General features: G+C 66.8%; 16 protein-coding genes, 1 tRNA gene and 1 pseudogene. 7 read left to right on the top strand and 11 right to left on the bottom strand.

The window, feature by feature from the left end:
* Positions 1 to 2: 2 nt before the first annotated feature.
* Positions 3 to 794, top strand: a pseudogene (locus tag EU513_RS16305) (recombinase family protein); the annotation flags it as partial.
* 838 nt (positions 795 to 1,632) lie between these two features.
* Here the strand turns inward: EU513_RS16305 and EU513_RS04130 are convergent.
* A tRNA-Lys gene (locus EU513_RS04130) sits at positions 1,633 to 1,705 on the bottom strand.
* Positions 1,706 to 1,817: 112 nt separating this feature from the next.
* Between EU513_RS04130 and EU513_RS04125 the strand changes: the two genes are divergently transcribed.
* The 3 genes from EU513_RS04125 to EU513_RS04115 all read left to right on the top strand — a co-directional run bounded on the left by EU513_RS04125 (position 1,818) and on the right by EU513_RS04115 (position 5,375).
* Complete coding sequence (locus EU513_RS04125) at positions 1,818 to 4,382, top strand: RNA helicase (RefSeq protein WP_129624628.1); 2,565 nt, start codon at positions 1,818 to 1,820, stop codon at positions 4,380 to 4,382.
* 9 nt (positions 4,383 to 4,391) lie between these two features.
* A complete protein-coding gene (locus tag EU513_RS04120; RefSeq protein WP_129624627.1) occupies positions 4,392 to 5,027 on the top strand; it encodes a hypothetical protein in 636 nt (211 codons plus the stop codon).
* A gap of 87 nt (positions 5,028 to 5,114) precedes the next feature.
* Entirely contained in the window at positions 5,115 to 5,375 is a 261-nt protein-coding gene (locus EU513_RS04115) for a hypothetical protein (RefSeq protein ID WP_205744665.1), read from the top strand.
* Between the two features lie 238 nt (positions 5,376 to 5,613).
* On the opposite strand, the gene pstB is transcribed toward EU513_RS04115, so the two are convergent.
* The 8 genes from pstB to EU513_RS04075 form a co-directional block, all read right to left on the bottom strand.
* Positions 5,614 to 6,390, bottom strand: coding sequence for a phosphate ABC transporter ATP-binding protein PstB (gene pstB / locus EU513_RS04110; protein WP_129624626.1), 777 nt, complete (start codon positions 6,388 to 6,390; stop codon positions 5,614 to 5,616).
* Positions 6,391 to 6,423: 33 nt separating this feature from the next.
* Positions 6,424 to 7,332: a phosphate ABC transporter permease PstA gene (pstA, locus tag EU513_RS04105; RefSeq protein ID WP_129624625.1), complete on the bottom strand. Its 909-nt coding sequence runs from the start codon at positions 7,330 to 7,332 to the stop codon at positions 6,424 to 6,426.
* Entirely contained in the window at positions 7,329 to 8,342 is a 1,014-nt protein-coding gene (gene pstC / locus EU513_RS04100; protein ID WP_129624624.1) for a phosphate ABC transporter permease subunit PstC, read from the bottom strand. The genes pstA and pstC overlap by 4 nt, the downstream gene beginning before the upstream one ends.
* Before the next feature lie 83 nt (positions 8,343 to 8,425).
* Complete coding sequence (pstS, locus tag EU513_RS04095) at positions 8,426 to 9,580, bottom strand: phosphate ABC transporter substrate-binding protein PstS (protein WP_129624623.1); 1,155 nt, start codon at positions 9,578 to 9,580, stop codon at positions 8,426 to 8,428.
* Between the two features lie 221 nt (positions 9,581 to 9,801).
* The gene (locus tag EU513_RS04090) at positions 9,802 to 10,752 is read right to left on the bottom strand and encodes an NUDIX hydrolase (protein ID WP_129624622.1); all 951 of its coding nucleotides are present in this window, start codon (positions 10,750 to 10,752) and stop codon (positions 9,802 to 9,804) included.
* Positions 10,749 to 13,055, bottom strand: coding sequence for an RNA degradosome polyphosphate kinase (locus EU513_RS04085; protein WP_205744664.1), 2,307 nt, complete (start codon positions 13,053 to 13,055; stop codon positions 10,749 to 10,751). Before EU513_RS04085 ends, EU513_RS04090 begins: the two co-directional genes overlap by 4 nt.
* Before the next feature lie 13 nt (positions 13,056 to 13,068).
* Positions 13,069 to 13,938 carry a mycothiol synthase gene (mshD, locus tag EU513_RS16090; RefSeq protein ID WP_129624620.1) on the bottom strand — a complete coding sequence of 290 codons (870 nt, stop codon included), beginning with the start codon at positions 13,936 to 13,938 and terminating at the stop codon, positions 13,069 to 13,071.
* Between the two features lie 32 nt (positions 13,939 to 13,970).
* Positions 13,971 to 14,702 (bottom strand): response regulator transcription factor, encoded by a 732-nt coding sequence (locus EU513_RS04075; protein ID WP_129624619.1) that lies wholly within the window; start codon positions 14,700 to 14,702, stop codon positions 13,971 to 13,973.
* 122 nt (positions 14,703 to 14,824) lie between these two features.
* Between EU513_RS04075 and EU513_RS04070 the strand changes: the two genes are divergently transcribed.
* Together EU513_RS04070 and EU513_RS04065 are read left to right on the top strand one after the other, a co-directional pair.
* Positions 14,825 to 15,058: a MoaD/ThiS family protein gene (locus tag EU513_RS04070; RefSeq protein ID WP_129624618.1), complete on the top strand. Its 234-nt coding sequence runs from the start codon at positions 14,825 to 14,827 to the stop codon at positions 15,056 to 15,058.
* Between the two features lie 10 nt (positions 15,059 to 15,068).
* Positions 15,069 to 15,890: a hypothetical protein gene (locus tag EU513_RS04065; RefSeq protein WP_129624617.1), complete on the top strand. Its 822-nt coding sequence runs from the start codon at positions 15,069 to 15,071 to the stop codon at positions 15,888 to 15,890.
* A 22-nt stretch (positions 15,891 to 15,912) separates the two neighbouring features.
* Here EU513_RS04065 and EU513_RS04060 read toward each other — a convergent pair whose 3' ends face one another.
* Complete coding sequence (locus EU513_RS04060; protein WP_129624616.1) at positions 15,913 to 16,416, bottom strand: FABP family protein; 504 nt, start codon at positions 16,414 to 16,416, stop codon at positions 15,913 to 15,915.
* Positions 16,417 to 16,461: 45 nt separating this feature from the next.
* Positions 16,462 to 17,616: an LCP family protein gene (locus tag EU513_RS04055; protein ID WP_129624615.1), complete on the bottom strand. Its 1,155-nt coding sequence runs from the start codon at positions 17,614 to 17,616 to the stop codon at positions 16,462 to 16,464.
* A 43-nt stretch (positions 17,617 to 17,659) separates the two neighbouring features.
* Here EU513_RS04055 and EU513_RS04050 point away from each other — a divergent pair, with 43 nt between their 5' ends.
* Positions 17,660 to 18,691 (top strand): folate-binding protein, encoded by a 1,032-nt coding sequence (locus EU513_RS04050; RefSeq protein ID WP_240795911.1) that lies wholly within the window; start codon positions 17,660 to 17,662, stop codon positions 18,689 to 18,691.
* Positions 18,692 to 18,719 lie beyond the last annotated feature (28 nt).

Raw genomic sequence — 18,719 nt, 5'->3', positions numbered from 1 at the left:
CGGTGTCCAGCCTAATTGACCCGCCCGAGAGTGCCGCACTGGCGGTGTTCTATCTGCGGGTCTCGACCAAGGAGCAGGCGGAGAAGGGCGGCCGCGACGAGGGCTTCTCCATCCCCACACAACGGGAGGCCAACCGCCGCAAGGCCGAAGCGCTCGGCGCGGTGATCACCGAGGAGTTCATCGACGCTGGGGGGTCCGCACGCACCGCTGACCGGCCCGAGCTGATGCGGATGATCCGCTACGTCAAGGCCAACAAGGTCGCCTACTGCATCGTGCACAAGGTCGACCGGCTCGCGCGCAATCGCGCCGACGGCGTGACCATCCACCTCGCCCTCCAGCAAGCCAGCGTGCTGCTGGTCTCGGCGACGGAGAACATCGATGAGACGCCCTCGGGGATGCTGCTGCACGGGATCATGTCCACCATCGCGGAGTTCTACTCCCGCAACCTCGCCACCGAGGTCAGCAAGGGTATGACGCAGAAGGCCACCAATGGCGGCACTCTCGGCAAGGCGGCCATCGGCTACCTCAACGTCCGCGAACGTGACCAGAACGGTCGTGAGGTCCGCACCGTGCAGCTCGATCCCGAACGTGCTCCGCTGATCGAGTGGGCGTTCAAGGCCTACGCCTCGGGGAACTGGACCGTCAGCCAGCTCCACGACGAACTTACCTCCCGCGGACTCCTCAGCCTCCCTACACCGAAACGCCCGTCCAAGCCGCTCGCGGTGTCCTCGGTGCACCGGCTGCTGACCAACCCGTACTACAAGGGCGATGTCACCTACCGCGGCGTCAGCTATAAGGGCGCCCACGCACCGCTCGTGCCGGCCGAGGTCTGGTACCCGGTGCAGGCGGTGCTCACCGCGCACAAGCCTGCCGCCGAGGCTACGCAGGTCCACGACCACTACCTCAAAGGCACTATCCACCGCGGGCTGTGCGGGTCGAGGTTGATCGTGTCCAACGCGAAGAACCGGCACGGCAACGTCTACTGCTACTTCGTCTGCTCCGGCCGGCACTCCAAGCGCACCGACTGTGCCCGCGGGGCGGTCCTGATCGCCGACGTGGAGAAGCTGATCGAGGACTACTACCAGCGCATCCAGATCACCACTGCCCAGCGCGAAGCTCTCGCCGGGATGCTGCACCACGAGTTCGACCAGCTCATGGTCGCCGAGACCGACGAACTCGCCCGGCTCACCACTCGCCGTGACCGGCTCCAACACGAACAAGAACGACTGCTGCAAGCCCACTACGCCGACGCGATCCCGCTGTCCCTGCTCAAACGCGAACAAGACCGCATCCTCGCCGAACTGGACAGCATCAACCGCCGCATCGATGCCCACCACGGCGAGTACGCCGACGCCCGCGCCCACCTGGACGACGCGCTCAACCTGCTGGAGAACTGCGCCGACATCTACGCTCGGTGCGACGAAGCCAACCGGCGCCTGTGCAACCAAGCCTTCTTCACCAAGGTCAACATCGAGGAGGACGACGAACTCCGCGTCGAGAACAACCGGCCCTTCGAGATGCTGCTCGACCCCGAGGTCAACGCCAACGCCCTCAACTGGGCTCAGAACGCCGACAAGGCCCGAACCCAGCCCAATGATTCTTCGAGCAAGGGTTCGAGCCTTGTGCGCGGGGTGGGCCCTCCGGGGCTCGAACCCGGAACCAATGGATTAAAAGTCCACTGCTCTGCCAATTGAGCTAAAGGCCCTCGCTCGCGTGGCGAGCGGAGGTCAGCCTACCTACCGCACAGCGGACCCGAAAACCGGCGGAGCGAACCGGCGATTCGGACGGCCGAGCGAGTGTTGGCAGGATGGTCGCTGATGACCACCACCTCGCCGTCGAAGGCACCCGACCTCACCGCGCGTATCCCTGAGAGTCCCGACTCCGATGCGCTCTACGAGGCGTTCGCCGGGTGGGCCACGGACGGTGGGTTGTCGCTCTACCCGCACCAGGAAGAGTCGATCATCGAGATCCTCTCCGGGGCGAACGTGATCCTGGCGACGCCGACCGGCTCGGGAAAGTCGATGGTCGCGACGGCGGCGAGTTTCGTCGCGATGGCCGACGACCGCGTGAGCTTCTACACGGCTCCGATCAAGGCGCTGGTGTCGGAGAAGTTCTTCGCCCTCTGCGAGATTTTCGGCGCCGACAACGTCGGCATGCTCACCGGCGACGCGTCGGTCAACGCCGACGCCCCGATCATCTGCTGCACCGCCGAGATCCTCGCGAATATCGCTCTGCGCGAAGGCAGTTCGGCGGACGTCGGCATGGTGATCATGGACGAGTTCCACTTCTACTCCGATCCGGATCGCGGTTGGGCGTGGCAGGTACCCCTGCTGGAACTCCCGCAGGCCCAGTTCGTGCTGATGTCGGCGACTCTCGGCGATGTCAGCTTCTTCGCGCAGGACCTCACCCGCCGCACGGGTAGACCGACTGCAGTCGTCGCGAACGCCGAGCGCCCGGTGCCGTTGTCGTTCGAGTGGGCGATGACCCCACTGCACGAGACGCTCGAGGAACTGCTCACCACGCACCAGGCGCCGGTGTACGTCGTCCACTTCACCCAGGCCGCCGCGCTGGAACGAGCGCAATCACTGCTCTCGCTCAAGATCCTCACCGCCGACGAGCGGGCGCAGATCGGTGAGTTCATCGGTGGGTTCCGGTTCTCGGCCGGCTTCGGCAAGCAACTGAACAAGCTGATCCGACACGGCATCGGGGTGCACCACGCCGGCATGCTGCCCAAGTACCGCCGGTTGGTCGAGACCCTCGCCCAGCGTGGACTGCTCAAGGTCATCTGCGGCACCGACACCCTGGGCGTCGGAATCAACGTCCCCATCCGGACGGTGGTCTTCACGGGGCTCACCAAGTTCGACGGCACCAAGCAGCGGCTGCTCAAGTCGCGCGAGTTCCATCAGATCGCCGGTCGCGCGGGTCGGGCCGGGTTCGACTCCAGCGGAACCGTCGTCGTCCAGGCGCCCGACCATCAGATCGAGAACGCCCGCGCGCTGGCCAAGGCGGGTGACGACCCGAAGAAGCAGCGCAAGGTGCAGCGCAAGAAGCCGCCCGAGGGCTTCATCAACTACACCGAGGAGACCTTCGACAAACTGGTCGGTTCAGCCCCGGAGGCGCTGCAGTCCCGCATGCGGGTCACACACTCTATGATCCTGAATGTCGTTGCGCGCGAGGGGGATCCGTACGCAGCGATCAGCCGTCTGCTACGCGAGAACCACGAGGACGAGCGTCGTCAGCGGCGACTGTCGAAAAGGGCCATCGCCCTCTACCGGGAGCTTCTCGCAGCCGGAGTCGTGCGCCGACTGGACGCACCGCTGGACGACGGTCGTCAGGTCGAACTCACCGCGGACCTGCACGAGAGCTTCGCCCTCAACCAACCACTGTCACCGTTCGCACTCGCGGTGCTGGATGTGTTCGACCCGGAGTCACCCACCTACGCACTCGACGTCGTGTCTGTCGTGGAGGCGATTCTCGAGGACCCCTTCCCGGTCCTGCGGGCCCAGCAGTACCGGGCACGCGGCGAGGCCGTCGCCCAGATGAAGGCCGACGGAATCGAGTACGAGGAACGGATGGAACTGCTGGAGGAGGTCACCTGGCCCAAGCCGCTGGAGGAACTGCTCACGGCCGCCTTCGAGACCTACCGCAGCAACCAGCCGTGGGTGCCGCAGGAGGCGCTCTCGCCGAAGTCCGTCGTCCGGGAGATGTACGAGAACGCCTGGAGCTTCGGCGAATTGGTACGCCAATACGAGTTGTCCCGCTCCGAGGGGGTCGTGCTGCGCTATCTCACCGATGTCTACCGCACGATGCGTCAACTGCTGCCGGACACCCGCAAGAACGAGGAGATCGACGACATCGTCGAGTGGTTGGGGGAGTCGATCCGCCAGACGGACTCCAGCCTCATCGACGAGTGGGAAGCGCTCACCAACCCGACGCAACTGCTCACCGCGGAGGTGATCCCGCCGACGCCGCGCGGTGTCACCCGCAACGAACGGGCCTTCCGGGTGCAGATCCGCAATGCGATGTTCCGGCGCGTCCAACTCGCGTCGATCCGCCGCGTCGATCGGTTGGCCGCGCTTGACCGTGCGGCGAGCGAGTCGACCGACCCGCCCACGCAGATCGTGATGGATGAGGCCGCGTGGTCGCAGGACCTTTCGCACTACTTCGACGATCACGACGAGATGGTGCTTACCCCTGACGCACGGGGTCCACAGTTGTTGCGCATCGAGCAGCAGGCCGACCTGTGGCGGGTCCGTCAGGTCGTGCTCGACCCCGAGGGTGACCTGGACTGGGGCATCGATGCCGAGGTGCCGTTGGCAGCGTCCGATGAGGCGGGGGAGCCGGTCATCGTCGTGCTCGGTCTCAACCGCATGGACGCGTAACCTGGAGCAATGTCCGACGAGCAGCGTCGCCCCCGGCGTCCCCAACCGATGTCCCCGGAACAGATCGAGTCGCACGTCGGCAGCTTCGACCCGGCGCGGGCCAGCGAGATCGCGCACGAATCCGCCGCGATTCTGGTGCGCACCGGCCGCGCGGACGATGACCCGGCCCTGACGGCGCGACTGGTGAACCTGGTCGGCGAACTCGGGCTGTCGACGGTTGCCGACCTGTGGTCGAGGCAGCCGGCGGTGAGTCTTCCCGGTGCCCTGTGGCGCCTGTACGCCTTGCGTGAGTGGATCGTCCGGGACGCTGCGGGGGCGTCCGCCGACTTCGCCGAGGGCAGGTTGCGCGCCGACGTGCCCGCGGCCATCGCCGGCTCGGCCGAGCCCCCGTCACCGGATGCCATGCTGGCTCTCGGTGACGCGATTCTGACCGGCGTCTATCGCGGCGAACTCGACACCGCGCTCGAGCGTGCCGCTGCGTTTTGCGAGGTCGTCGCGACGGGTCGAGCACACCGCGCGGACTTCAGCGACGGCTACGACGACGAGGCGGCACGCACCCAGACAGTGTCCGCCTCCGCCATGCGAGGTACTGCGTCGGACCTGCGGCGAGCAGCGGCCGCCTGGCGGTCAGGCACATTGCATTGAGCTCAGTGCATCACGGCGTTATGAGGACGATCACAGTTCCTCTTGGACGGTTGTCCTACTTCGGGGGTGGGGGATACCGTTCCGGCCGTGGGTAAGAACAAATGGACCTCGGTCAAGCTGCGCCTCAAGCCGCCGATCGGGGGTCACAAGAAGCTGACCGTCGAGGTCAAGGAGAAGCACCTGACCGAGGACGTCGGCAGCTTCACCTTCGGGCTCTGCAAGAGCTGCGACTGGCGCGGCCCCGGGCGTCGATCCCGTGAGAAGGCCCGCGACGACGTCTCCCATCACCACGACAAGTGCGCCGGCAAGGGCAAGACCGTCATGGCCGAAGGTCAGCTCAAGAAGTAGCTCGTCACGATCACCCGGTCAGGGGAACAAACCCCGGTCGGGGCGGGTTAGGCTCTTACGTGTTCGGGCGGCGGCAGCCCCGGGTCCCAAAATCAGCCGCTACGAGCGGCCACGCGCCGTGAGGCGCTCCCCGCCCGGATACGACCAAGGCCCCGCACCACTTTTCGTGGTGCGGGGCCTTGTCGCGTCGGCGAATCCCCCTGATCGCCGCCGGCGGGCTCCGGCCCGAATCAGCCGATCAGCCGAAGCGGCCGGAGATGTAGTCCTCGGTCGCCTTGACCTTCGGGTTGTTGAAGATGGTCGTGGTGTCGTCCATCTCCACGAGCCGGCCGGGTTTGCCGGTGGCCGCGAGGTTGAAGAAGGCGGTCTTGTCCGAGACGCGCGCCGCCTGCTGCATGTTGTGGGTCACGATCACGATCGTGTAGTCCTCCTTCAACTCGTGAACCAGGTCCTCGATCGCGAGCGTGGAGATCGGGTCGAGCGCCGAACACGGCTCGTCCATCAGCAGCACCTGCGGCTGCACCGCGATCGCGCGGGCGATGCACAGACGCTGCTGCTGGCCACCGGACAGCCCCGCACCCGGCTTGTCGAGGCGGTCTTTGACCTCTTCCCAGAGGTTCGCACCGCGCAGCGCACGTTCGGTCCGCTCGGTGAGTTCCTCCTTGTTCTTCATGCCGTTGAGGCGAAGGCCCGCGGTGACGTTGTCACCGATCGACATGGTGGGGAAGGGGTTCGGACGTTGGAACACCATGCCGACCGTGCGGCGCACACCGACCGGGTCGACGCCGTTGGCGTAGAGATCCTGGTCATCCAGCAGCACCTTGCCCTCGACGCGTCCACCGGGGATGACCTCGTGCATCCGGTTCAGCGTCCGCAGGAAGGTGGACTTGCCGCAGCCGGACGGACCGATGAACGCGGTCACCGAGCGGGGCTCGACCGTCATCGTGACGTCCTCGACCGCCTTGAAGTCGCCGTAGTAGACGTTCAGGTCCTGGACGTCGATGCGCTTACCCATGTACGTGATTCCTTCTTGTGACGAAAACGGCGGTCAGCTCTTCACCTTGCTCATCCGGCTGACGAGCCGGCCGAGCAGGTTGAGCACGAGGATGAGCAGGATCAGGGTGAGCGAAGCCGCCCACACGCGCTCCTGGGTGGGCACGAGACCCATGTTGTCGCGACCGTCGTTGATCATCGTCGGCAGCGTGCCCATCAGGCCGTCGAACAGGTTGGTCGAGATCGAGCGGAAGTAGGGCGCCAGGATGATCAACGGTGCGGTCTCGCCCATGACCCGGGCGAGGCCCAGCAGGATGCCGGTGACGATGCCGGAGAACGCCGTCGGCAGCACGATCTTCACGATCGTCTTCCACTTCGGCACACCCAGGGCGTACGAGGCTTCACGCAGTTCGTTCGGGACGAGTTTGAGCATCTCCTCGGTGGAGCGGACGATCGTCGGCACCATGAGGATCGTGAGTGCGAGACAGACGGCGAACGGGATTCGGTTGAATCCGAAGGTGGTCACCCAGAGCGCGTAGATGAACAGCGCCGCGACCACCGAGGGGATGCCGGTGAGGATGTCGACCATGAAGCTGACCGCGCGGGCGAGCTTGCCGCGTCCGTACTCGACCAGGTAGACCGCGGTGAAGACACCGATCGGGACCGAGATGAGCGCGGTGACGAAGCCCTGCAGCAAGGTGCCCTGGATCGCGTGGACCGCACCGCCACCCTCGCGACGGTTGGTGATGCCCTGCTGGGAGTGGGTCCACCACTGCGATTCCAGCAGCAGGGAGCCACCCTTGACGATGACGGTGGCGAGGATCCAGACCAGCGGGATCATCGCGATGACGAAGGCCAGCCACATGACCGCCTGTGCGACCTTGTCCTTGGCCGCGCGTCCGGCGGACTTCGAGCCGAGATCGACGTGCTGGTTCGTGGCGGTGGCAGTGTCGACGGTGCTCATTCGGTGAAGGCCTTCCGGCGCTCGATGACGATACGGGCAATCGCGTTGACCACGAAGGTGAGGATGAACAGCACCAGACCCGCTGCGATGTAGGCGCCGGTCTTGCTGGGGCTGTCGAACTCACCGGCGTTGTTGGCGATCTTGGAGGCGAAGGTCTCGCCGCCGGCAAGCAACGAAAGGTTCCATTCCGAACCGCCGGCCAGGGCAGACACGATCAGCATGACCGCGAGGGTCTCGCCGAGGGCTCGGCCGAGTGCGAGCATCGCCGCCGAGATCACGCCCGGCTTGCCGAAGGGCAGCACGGCTGTACGGATCATCTCCCACTTGGTGGCACCGAGGGCGAGCGCGGCTTCCTTGTGGGCTGCCGGGGTCTGGGCGAACACCTCGCGGGACAGGGCGGTGACGATCGGCAGGATCATGATCGCGAGGACGATGGAGACGAACGCGATCGACGACCCGCGCGCATTGCTCGCATCTGCGAACAACGGGATCCAGCCGAAGTAAGTGTTGAGGAAGTCACCGACCGGCTTGAAGTACTGGCCGACGATGTTGGCGCCCCACAGGCCGTAGACGATCGACGGCACAGCTGCGAGCAGGTCGACCAGGGACGCGGCCGGCTTGGCCAGCCACTTGGGCGCGTACTGCGTCAGGAAGAGCGCGATGGCGACGCCCAGGGGCACCGCGATCAGCATGGCCACCACCGAGGAACTCACGGTCACCCAGAGCAGACGGGCGATGCCGAAGCGCATCTCGTCAGGGTTGGAGACGTCCCAGGCCTGTGAGGTGAGGAAGTTGTCCTTGTTCTTCAGCAGCGCCGGAATCGCCTGGGCGATCAGGAAGACGCCGATCAGGGTGACGATCAGGATGATGATCAGTCCGGCGGCGGTGGCGGCTCCGCCGAAGAGCTTGTCACCCAGACGTCCGGTGTTGGCGCGATCGCCCTCGAGTGGCGTGCGGCCGTCCGGGTCGGGACTGCTGTCCGCGGCCGAGACTCCGGTGATGGAGGTCATGCGTGCTACCTAACTCGCAGATGAAGAGAAAGTGCAAACGTCGGCGGCGGGCCGGCGATCGCCGACCCACCACCGACGGTGAATCACTTGATGGCGCCGATGGCGTTCTTGACCTTGCCGGCGATCTCGCCCGGCAGCGGTGCGTAGCCGATCTCCTCGATGGCCTTCTGCGCGTCGTCCGAGGCGAAGTGGTTCAGGAACGCCTTGACGCTCGCTCCGACCTTGGCGTCCGGGTACTTCGAGCAGACGATCTCGTAGGTGACCAGCAGGATCGGGTAGGCGCCGGCCTCCTTGGTCGCGTAGTCGAGCTTCAGTTTCAGGTCGTGGCCCTTGCCGTCGACCTTCGCGGCGGCGACGGCCTTACCGGCCGATTCGCCGGTCAGTTCGACAGCACCGGAACCGTTGTCGACCTGTGCGTACGACAGCTTGTTGTCCTTGGCTGCGCCCCACTCGACGTAGCCGATGGCTCCCTCGGTGCTCTTGACGGCGGATGCCACACCGGCGGTCTTGGCCTTGCCCTCACCCTTGCCGGACCACTTCTTGGCCGGCTCTGCGGTCCACTTGTCCTTCGCCGAGGCGGCGAGGTACTTGGTGAAGTTCTCGGTGGTGCCCGACTCGTCGGAGCGGAACATCGGCTTGATGTCGCTGTCCGGCAGCTTCGCGTCCTTGTTGAGGTCGGCGATCGCCTTGTCGTTCCACTTGGCGATCTTGCCGTTGAAGATGTCGGCCATCACGGCCGGGGTGAGGACGAGCTTGTCGACACCCGGGAGGTTGTAGGTGATGGCGATCGGGCCGGTGACCATCGGCAGGTTCCACGCCGGGGAGGCGCACGCCTTGTCGGCCTCGGCCTGCTCGATCTTGCCGTCCTTCTCCTTGGTCTTCAGCGCCGAGTCGGAGCCGGCGAAGTTGACCTGCTTGGCGATGAACTGCTTGATACCTGCACCCGAGCCGGTGCCGTTGTAGGTGACGCCGGCGTCGGCGCACTTCTCTCCGTAGGAAGCGATGACGTCCTGGATCGCGTTGTCCTGGGCGGTCGAACCCTCGGCGGTGATCTTGGTGGTGCCGCACTCGTCCTTGCCGCCCTCTGCACCGCCGGCGGCCGAGGAAGAGCTCGTGGAGCCGTTGTCCTTGGAGCTGTCGCTCGATCCGGGGGTGTTGCTGTCGCTGCCGCAAGCGGTGAGGGCAAAGGCGGCAACGAGTGCCACGCTGGCTGCGCGGCCGGAACGCGTGATCTTCACGGGGGAACCTCTCAGGTGTGACTACCAGATACGCCGGCAGATGCACCGACGATGCGAAGGTAGGCAGGGCACGTGACCGAATGACCCCCAGTCGGTGAACACACGGTGAACTGGCCACATCGAAATCCCACCGCCACCTGCGGTTCTGTTATTGACGCGGCCCTCGTGTGGCCCGAATCACAGCGTGGACCCGGACGGTTGACCAAGAAACGCCGGCGAGGTCAAGGTCGGTGGCGTTCGACGGCGACCACGCGCGCCGTGTCACCCGCCCCGGCAACGTGACAGACCAGTGCCTCGCCCTTGTCCATCCCGTTCTCGGCGAGGCCGCGCAAGGTCGTGCCGGCCAGTCCACCCGGAGTGCAGTAGCTGGCGATCTGCAGCAGCATCGAAGGCAGTACCGGACGGTGTGTGCAGAAGGCAACCGGGTCGGTCCTGGCGAACGCGCGGGCGACATGTTTGACCACCTTGCGCGGGTCGTCGGCGAAGCCCTCCTCCGACAGTCCGTCCTTGAAGATCGGCTCGATATCGGCATGCTCCACATAGGGCGCGACCGTGGCCGAGCAACGAACCGATGCCGAACTCAGGATGCGGGTGGGGGCGTAGGCGTCCAGCAACGGGACGAGTGTGCGGGAGCGTTCGACTCCGTCCGGGGTGAGCGGACGCTCGGAGTCCTCGCCGTCCCAGTCGACCCGGGGCACGGCGACCGCGTGCCGGACGACGACGAACGGCCAGGTGGCCAACCCGAACCGGCGCTCGGCTTCGACGATCGCTTGGAGCTGAATGGAATCGCGGGTATAGCTCAACCGTGCCAAGGCCTTGTCGACCGGCAACCATGCGACATCATCGATCTCGTTCTCAAGGGCGCCGTCGCCCGCGATCGCCTCGCCGGCCCAGTACTGGACGTGCTTGAGTTCGCCCGAGCGCAAGGGGTAGCTCGCGTCCGGCAGTGGGATGCCGACGCGGGCACGCAGCCCGGTCTCCTCCTGCACCTCGCGCACTGCCGCCTCGATCCATGACTCGCCGGGATCCAGCTTGCCCTTGGGCCACGACCAGTCGTCGTACTTGGCGCGGTGGACCAGCAGCACCTGCAACGCGCCGCGGTGCCGGCGCCACAGGACCACACCGCTCGCGCCGATCGTCGCCAACGGGGCCTGTCCGTTCGTCTGGCTCAACGGCGCTGTGCCTTCGTGCGGCGACGGGCGTAGGTGGCGATGAGATCGGCCTGGACGTCGATCAGCGGGTCGCCGGACGCGTCCTTGTGGTGGCGCTCCCAGTGTCCGTCGGCCTGCAGGTGCCACGACGCGGACGTGTCTGCCATGCCGAGGGCGAGCAGTTCGCCTAGGGCCCGGACGTGCTTGGGGTCGATGACCTGCACCAGCGCCTCGACACGACGGTCGAGGTTGCGGTGCATCATGTCGGCGCTGCCGATGTAGACGGTCTCGTCGCCGCCGTCGACGGCGAACCGGAACACTCGGGAGTGCTCGAGGAAGCGACCCAGGACGGATCGCACCCGGATGTTCTCCGACATCCCGGGCACGCCCGGGCGCAGCGCACAGATGCCGCGCACCCAGACGTCGACATGAGCGCCCGCCTGCGAGGCGCGGTAGAGCGCATCGATGATCTTCTCGTCGACCATCGAGTTGACCTTGATCTGCACGGTCGCCGAGCCGCCGGCGCGGGCTGCTTCGGCGACTTCCTCGATCCTCGCGATCAGGCCGGATCGGACCGAGCGCGGGGCGACCAAGAGCCGTCTGAACCGGGCGCGCGGGGCCATTCCGGAGAGTTGATTGAACAGGCGAGTGAGGTCCTCGCCGACCACGGGATCGCTGGTCAGCAGGCCGAGGTCCTCGTACAGCCGCGCGGTCTTCGGGTTGTAGTTGCCGGTGCCGACGTGGCAGTAACGACGAATCGTGTCGCCCTCCTGACGCACGACCAGACACAATTTCGCGTGCGTCTTCAGCCCGACCAGGCCGTACACGACGTGGACGCCCGCCCGCTCCAGCTTGCGGGCCCAGGAGATGTTGTTCTCCTCGTCGAACCTGGCCTTGATCTCGACGACCGCGAGCACCTGTTTGCCGGCTTCGGCTGCCTCGATGAGCGCCTGGATGATCGGGCTGTCACCGCTGGTGCGGTAGAGCGTCTGCTTGATGGCGAGCACCTGCGGGTCGGCCGCCGCCTGCTCGATGAACGCCTGGACGCTGGTGGAGAACGAGTCGTACGGGTGGTGGAGCAGAATGTCGCCGCCGCGCATCTCGCCCAGGATGTCGGCCTGCGTCGAGCGCTCGACCGGGGACAGCGCCGGGTGCGCCTTTGCCACGAAGGCCGGCCAGCGCAGTTCGGTGCGGGACAGGTCGGCGACCTGTGACAGGCCGCGCAGGTCGAGCGGCTCCGACAGTCGGTAGACCTCCTTGCGGTGCACGCCGAGTTCGCGGACCAGCATCTCCAGGACGTGATCGTCCATGTCGTCGGCGACCTCGAGTCGCACCGGCGGGCCGAACCGGCGCCGGGTGAGCTCCTTCTCCAGCGCGGTGAGGAGGTTCTCGGCGTCGTCCTCCTCGACCTCGAGGTCCTCGTTGCGGGTGACGCGGAAGGTGAAGTGTTCGGCGACCTGCATGCCGGGAAACAGCTCGCCGAGGTTCTTGGCGATGACGTCCTCGATCGACACGAAGCGGTCCTCGTACAACTCGTCGCTGGTCTCGTCGGCCGGCAGGTGGATCAGCCGGGGGAGCACCGAGGGCACCTTCACCCGGGCGAAGTGCTCGCGTCCGGTCTTCGGATTCACCAGCAGCACAGCGAGGTTCAGCGACAGGCCGGAGATATAGGGGAACGGGTGCGCCGGGTCGACCGCCAGCGGAGTGAGCACCGGGTAGATGCGTTCCTGGAAGTAGGTGTCGACGTGCGCGAGTTCGGGCTCGGTCAGCTGGTCCGGCCGCAGGATGCTGATGCCTTCGTCCAGCAGCGCCGTTCGGATCACCTCGTGGAAGGCGAAAGCATGCTGGTCCATCAATTCGTGGGCGGCCTGCGAGATCGCGTCGAGCACCTCGCGCGGCTCCAACCCGGAGGCCGAACGCACCGCGATACCAGCGGCGATCCGTCGCTTCAGCCCGGCGACGCGCACCATGAAGAACTCGTCGAGGTTGCTGGCGAAGATCGTCAGGAACCGGACCCGCTCCAGCAGTGGCACCTCGGGGTCGTTGGCGAGCTCGAGCACGCGCTCGTTGAACTGCAGCCAGGAGACCTCACGGTCCAGGAAGCGGTCGTCGGGCAACTCACCGGTGGCGTCGTCGGCGCCGGTCTCGGCCGAGCGGATGAACCGTCCGTTCGAGCCACGGGCACGTTGCGCACGCTCGGCCATGCGGGCGAGCGCGACGTCGCTGGCGGCCGGTGCGTGCGCATCTGTCTCGGCAGTCGCCGCCGGCGTGCTCTGCGCGTCCTGCTCGGCGTCGTGCTCCGTCTTCTGCTCCACCGCGTCCATGGCGCCCATGGTGTCAGGCCTGTCCGGGCCAGGCGTACATGACGTCCTGCGCAGACCGCTCGAATCCGCGACGGCGGTAGGTGGCGATCGCCGGCTCGTTGTCGCCCTCGACGTACAACTCGATCTCCCGAACTGCCTTGTCCCGCAGGTGTGCCAACCCGATCGAGGTGACGTAACCGCCGAGGCCGCGCCCCTGGAACTCGGGGTCGACGGCCACCACATACACCTCGCCGACGCCACTCGACGGCTCGGCGATCTTGGTCCAGTGGCTGGCCGCGAGCCGGCCGGTCGCGTCGTCGAAGACCAACAGCAGGCCGGACGGGTCGAACCACGGCTCCGCCATGCGCGCCTGCAGGTCGGGCAAGGTCATCCGTCCCTGCTCGGGGTGGTGCGCGAACGCGCGTGCGTTGACCGCGAGCCAGTCCTCCTCATCACCGGGCCGGAAGGAGCGGGTCGAAAAACCTTCGGGCACAACAGGATCCGTGATGCTGTCGTCGACCGGACGGGACATCACCCACAGGTCGCGGACGACCTGCATCCCTCGGTGTTTCGCGGTCTCCTGCGCGGCCGGAACATCACCGTGCGCCCACACCCGAATCTGCGGATTCTGGTTACGGACGAACTCCAGGAAACGACTCGCGTGGCCGTGGCGGCGGGCGCGAGGATGGACCACGATCTCGGCCCAGGCGGTGCCGTCATCCTCCAGCCGCAGGTGGGAGTAGGCGTCCAGGCCGCCCGCTCCCTGTACGTAGCCGTGCAGCTCCTGATCGGACGCAGGGGCGTCAAGGGCGAGGAAGGTGGCCTCCGACAGCGGGGCGACACCGTCGACGGCTTCGGCAGCGGCGGCAAGGGTCACGACGTCGGAAAGTGCTGGACGGTCCATGCTCCGATTCCACCACGTCCGGGTCAGAGCGGTCAGGTGTCGGCGTGCTCGCTCTGATCGATCTCGGAGGCCTTCTCGTCACTGCCGCGCGCCTCGCGCGGCCCGGCGAATCGATACCCGACGTTACGGACCGTCCCGATGAACGACTCGTTCTCCGGTCCGAGCTTGGCGCGCAGGCGACGCACGTGCACGTCGACTGTGCGGGTGCCCCCGAAGTAGTCGTATCCCCACACCTCCTGCAGCAACTGCGCGCGGGTGAACACGCGTCCCGGGTGGGCCGCCAACTGCTTCAGCAGCTCGAACTCCTTGTAAGTGAGATCGAGCATGGTGCGTCCGACGCGCACGGAGTACGCCTGTTCGTCGATGACCAGGTCGCCGACCACGATCTTGGTGAGGTTCTCGTCCTCCTGCTCGGGTCGGCTCGACAGTGCCAGACGCAGACGTGCCTCAACTTCGGCCGGACCTGCACTGTCGAGCAGCACGTCGTCGAGTTGCCAGTCGGCGTTGACAGCGGCCAGCCCGCCTTCGGTGAAGATACCGAGGACGGGATCGGTCGAGCCGGCTCCGCGCAGAAACCTGGCCATCGTCCGGGCCCCGACCAGATCGCGGCGAGCATCGACCAGCACGGCGTCACTCGGGGGTGGGTCGACCAGTACGTCGGTCACCGCGGGCAGGATCCGGACCCGGTGACCCAGCAGGGCCAAAGCCGGCAGCACCTCGACGCTCGCCCCGCGGGCGTCGGTGAGCAGCAGCAGGTTGGCCATGACAGACCAGAGTAGGTTCGACAGCGGCTGCGCGTCAGTAATCTGCGTCACTTCCGGCGCACTTTCGTCGGTGTGCCGGTGCGACACCAGGAGTAGCCGACCTCGGGCCGTACGCTGGGGTCATGCCGACGATGCGTTATTGGGCCGGTGCCAAGGCAGCGGCCGGGGTGGAGACCGAAGCGGTCGAGGCCGCCACCGTCGCCCAGGCCCTCGAACTCGTGATCCAGCAGCGTCCGGCGCTCGCCTCCGTCGTCCCGCACTGCGCGTTGCTCGTCGACGGTCGCCGGGTGGAGGCCTCCCATGAGGTCGGGCCGTCCGACGTCATCGAGGTGTTGCCGCCCTTCGCCGGCGGATGACACGCAGCCCATGAGTGAGTCAGCGGCCACCCGGGCTGCCATGATGTCCGCCGTGCGACACAGCGACCAGGAAGACGTCGAGGAACGCCCGAGCCCGGGCGCCCTGACCGTCGTCTCCGGACTCGCTGCCGGCGCGGCCGTCGCACTCGGCACCTACGGCGGTGCGCTCCCGTTGGCCCTCGCGCTGATCGCCTGCGGCGTTGCCGTCGCGTGGGGCTGGCCGATCCTGCTGGATCTGCCTCGCCCACCGGGCAGTTCGGCTGTCCTGCTCGCCGGACTGGTCGGGATCGGCGTCGTCGAACTGCTCGCGCCCCGTTCGCACGGCCTTCGTTGGCTGACGACGGCGCTCGCGATCGGTCTGATGGTGGCGTTCCTGCACGAACTCCTTCGCAGTGATGGTCGGCGTTCACTGACTCTCTCGATCGCAGGCGCGGTGTTCGGGCTTGCCGTGCTCGCCGTCGGCGCGTTCCACCTGAGCACCCTGGTCGAGTTCGACGCGAAGTTCGTCACCTACGCGGCCTGTCTCGGCGTGGCCGTCGGTGTGGTCGTCGATTTCTTCCTCGGCGGCCGGACGCTGGGTGAATGGTCGCTGCCGATCAGTCTCCTGCTGGCCGTGGCGGCCGGAGCCGCACTCGGCGTGCTCAGCGAAACCCCTTGGAACGCACCGATGCTCAGTGCGCTCGCCGCCTGTGGCATTGCACACGCCTTGCGTCGCGTGGTGGGCTCACTGCCACGCGCGTCCGAGGCGCCGGCCGCGGTCGCCCTCGGCGCAGGGAGCGTCCTGGTGGTCGGGATCGTGCCGTTCGCCGTGGTCTGGGCCCTGACCCGGTGAGCGGGCACCGGTCGGCGAAGGGTCAGTGGTTGGCGACCCGCTTGAGTTCGGCGGACACGTGGCTCTGCAACGGTTCACCCATCGCTGCCATGTCCATGGCCCACATCAGATTCGAGTTGACGTAGCCGTACATCCGGGCGCCCGCGGAGTACTCCTTGGCGCTCGGGCTGCGCAGCACACCGTCGGTGCGAAGTTCTATCTTCGCAGGGGACGTGCGGCCGTAGTACAGCTCGACGACGCCGAACGGGTGGGTGAGCACCAGCTCGACCTCGTTGTCAGGCAGCGGACGCCAGAATCCGAGCTCGGTCGCCAACGGACGCACTTTGTTGCCCTCCTGATCCAGCAGCCAGGTACGGCTGTGCCACTCCAGGAAAGGGCGGCCGTCGTGGAAGCAGTGGATCTCCTGGCCGAAGTTCGCGGACTCGATGGTCGGGTAGCCGACCACGCCGGCGCCCTCCCAGCGTCCGATCAGCCAGGCCAGGGGAGCCAGGTCGCGCGGCATGTCGGGGTCGATCTCGATCGGCATGAAGGTGCCTTCCTCGGTCGTGGGGTCTGAAGAGTGTTGCTGCAGTTACTGCAGCGCGTTGGTGGAGGCGCTGTAGTTGCTGAAGTCGTCGTTGGCGACGGCCGCCCCGAGGCGCTTGATCTTCGCCTCATCGGCGATCACGATCGACCCGGCCCTCGGGTCACTTCCCAGGCCGGTGAACGGCGCGGTGTAGAAGGTGACGCCGCTCATCCGTAGGTTGCGCAGACTGAGGCCGATGCTCTGCACCTGCATGTCCTCGTCGACCCGAAGGTTCTTGTCGGCGGTGAGGTCGTCGACCATCTTGTTGAGCTTGACCGGGTTCAGCAGGGTGCCGGCCTTCAGCGTCTTGGCCATCACGGCCTTGATCCAGGCCTGCTGGTTGCGTCCGCGGTCGATGTCGCCTTCTCGCAACTGGTAGCGCTGGCGCACGAAGCTGAGAGCCTGCTCGCCGTCCATGTGATGCCGGCCGACTGTCCAGGTCTGCCTGCCGTCGTTGTACTGCTGCGGCACGTAGACGTCGACACCACCGACGGTGTTCGTCAGTTTGCCGAATCCCTCGAAGCCGATCTGAGCGGCGTGGTCGATCTTGACGCCGAGCAGGTTCTGCAGGGTCAGGATGAGCAGCTTCTCGCCACCGTACGCGTACGCCGCGTTGATCTTGTTCTTGCCGTGCCCGGGGATGGACACGTAAAGGTCACGCGGGAAGTGGATGACCTGGACGCTCTTGCGGTCGTCGCTGATGTGCACCAGTTGGATGACATCGGACCGGCTGGAGTCGTTGAGGTCCTTACTGCGAGAGTCGGAACCCATCAGCAGGATGTTGAGGGCCTCGCCCGCCTCGGATTTGCGCGTCGGCTGGCCGGCATCGTCCGGGATCATGTCCGACCGCTGGATGTTGTTGTCGAGTTTCCAGTTCAGGTACGCGGCGAACCCACCCACGGCCAGCGCGCTGATCACGAACATCGTCAGCAGGGTCAGACAACCGACCTTCAGGCAGCCGGCCCTCTTCTTCGGCTCCTCGACGTCGTCCGGCTCGTCGTGAGCAGCGAGGTCCGCTTCGTCGGACGGGCCTTCACCGGTGCCTGCGGCCACCGCACGGTGGTGTCCCCGAGAGTCACGGGGCGTCAACCGGTCGTCGCGGTCGGCGTCGCCGGACGGGCGGTCGCTCGCGGGTCCGGTGGGCTCGTTCGGGTCAGTCATGGTCGCCAGTCTAGGCAGGCGCACGCGGACGTACGCTGATCACGTGAACGCTGCGAAGCTCGACGATTACCGCTCCCCGCTCCTGGATCGCCCGAAGGCGGTCGAGGCCGACGGGCTCGACGCCGGCGTGGCGGCGCACTACGGCGACCCGATGCGTGAACAGCGACTGTTGGAGGCGAGGCAGGCCCTGGTCGACCTGAGCAACCGGGGCGTGGTCACCGTGAGCGGGCCGGACCGTCGCAGTTGGTTGCACTCGATCACCACGCAGAAGCTGGACGACCTGCAGCCGGGAGTGAGTACCGAGTCGCTGGTGCTCAGTCCACACGGTCATGTCGAGCACGACCTGCACCTGATCGACGACGGGGAGACCATCTGGATCACCGTGGAGCCGGGCACCGCCGAGGCGCTGGTGACCTGGTTGCGGTCGATGCAGTTCATGCTCCGCGTCGAGGTGGCCGACCGCAGCGCCGATTTCGCGGTGCTCGGCGACCCGTCGACAGAGGCGGTCGAGATGCTTGCCTGGGTGGACCCGTGGCCCGACCTCGGCCCGGACACGGCTGCCTACTGCGACGTCGAGCCGCACCCGGCGTTCGGTCGCGCGTGGCGTGAACTGATCGTTCCGCGCGATGAACTGGGGTCCGTCGTGGGTGAACGTTCGCTCGCGGGCACCTGGGCGGCAGAGGCGTTGCGGGTGAGCCAGTGGCGTCCGCGGCACCTGGTCGACACCGACCACCGCACGATTCCGCACGAGTTGGATTGGCTACGCACTTCACTGCATCTGCACAAGGGGTGCTACCGCGGCCAGGAGACCGTCGCGCGGGTGCACAACCTCGGCAAGCCACCGCGCCGCCTCGTCTTCCTGCATCTCGACGGTTCGGGCCACGTATTGCCCGACCCGGGCGCCGAGTTGTTCGCGCCCGCGAACGAACGGGCCGTCGGACGACTGACCTCGGTGGCCCGTCATCACGTGGAAGGGCCGATCGCGCTGGCCGTCGTCAAGCGCAATGTGCCGGTGGAGGCCGTGCTGCGCGCGGGCGATGTGACTGCGGCGCAGACGCCGATCGTGCGGGCCTGACGACACAGTCCACCGGTGTGACTCGTCT

Source organism: Yimella sp. RIT 621 (assembly GCF_004146205.1).
In the GTDB taxonomy this organism is placed as follows: domain Bacteria; phylum Actinomycetota; class Actinomycetes; order Actinomycetales; family Dermatophilaceae; genus Yimella; species Yimella lutea.
This window is presented reverse-complemented; position numbering and strand designations above follow the sequence as displayed.

What these genes read in the sequence shown, in the direction of transcription:
- EU513_RS04125 (WP_129624628.1), top strand. Translation starts at nt 1,818, where the DNA reads ATGACCACCACCTCGCCGTCGAAGGCACCCGACCTCACCGCGCGTATC.
- EU513_RS04120 (WP_129624627.1), top strand. Translation starts at nt 4,392, where the DNA reads ATGTCCGACGAGCAGCGTCGCCCCCGGCGTCCCCAACCGATGTCCCCG.
- pstB (WP_129624626.1), bottom strand. Translation starts at nt 6,390, where the DNA reads ATGGGTAAGCGCATCGACGTCCAGGACCTGAACGTCTACTACGGCGAC.
- pstA (WP_129624625.1), bottom strand. Translation starts at nt 7,332, where the DNA reads ATGAGCACCGTCGACACTGCCACCGCCACGAACCAGCACGTCGATCTC.
- pstC (WP_129624624.1), bottom strand. Translation starts at nt 8,342, where the DNA reads ATGACCTCCATCACCGGAGTCTCGGCCGCGGACAGCAGTCCCGACCCG.
- EU513_RS04085 (WP_205744664.1), bottom strand. Translation starts at nt 13,055, where the DNA reads ATGGACGCGGTGGAGCAGAAGACGGAGCACGACGCCGAGCAGGACGCG.
- mshD (WP_129624620.1), bottom strand. Translation starts at nt 13,938, where the DNA reads ATGGACCGTCCAGCACTTTCCGACGTCGTGACCCTTGCCGCCGCTGCC.
- EU513_RS04075 (WP_129624619.1), bottom strand. Translation starts at nt 14,702, where the DNA reads ATGGCCAACCTGCTGCTGCTCACCGACGCCCGCGGGGCGAGCGTCGAG.
- EU513_RS04070 (WP_129624618.1), top strand. Translation starts at nt 14,825, where the DNA reads ATGCCGACGATGCGTTATTGGGCCGGTGCCAAGGCAGCGGCCGGGGTG.
- EU513_RS04065 (WP_129624617.1), top strand. Translation starts at nt 15,069, where the DNA reads ATGAGTGAGTCAGCGGCCACCCGGGCTGCCATGATGTCCGCCGTGCGA.
- EU513_RS04060 (WP_129624616.1), bottom strand. Translation starts at nt 16,416, where the DNA reads ATGCCGATCGAGATCGACCCCGACATGCCGCGCGACCTGGCTCCCCTG.
- EU513_RS04055 (WP_129624615.1), bottom strand. Translation starts at nt 17,616, where the DNA reads ATGACTGACCCGAACGAGCCCACCGGACCCGCGAGCGACCGCCCGTCC.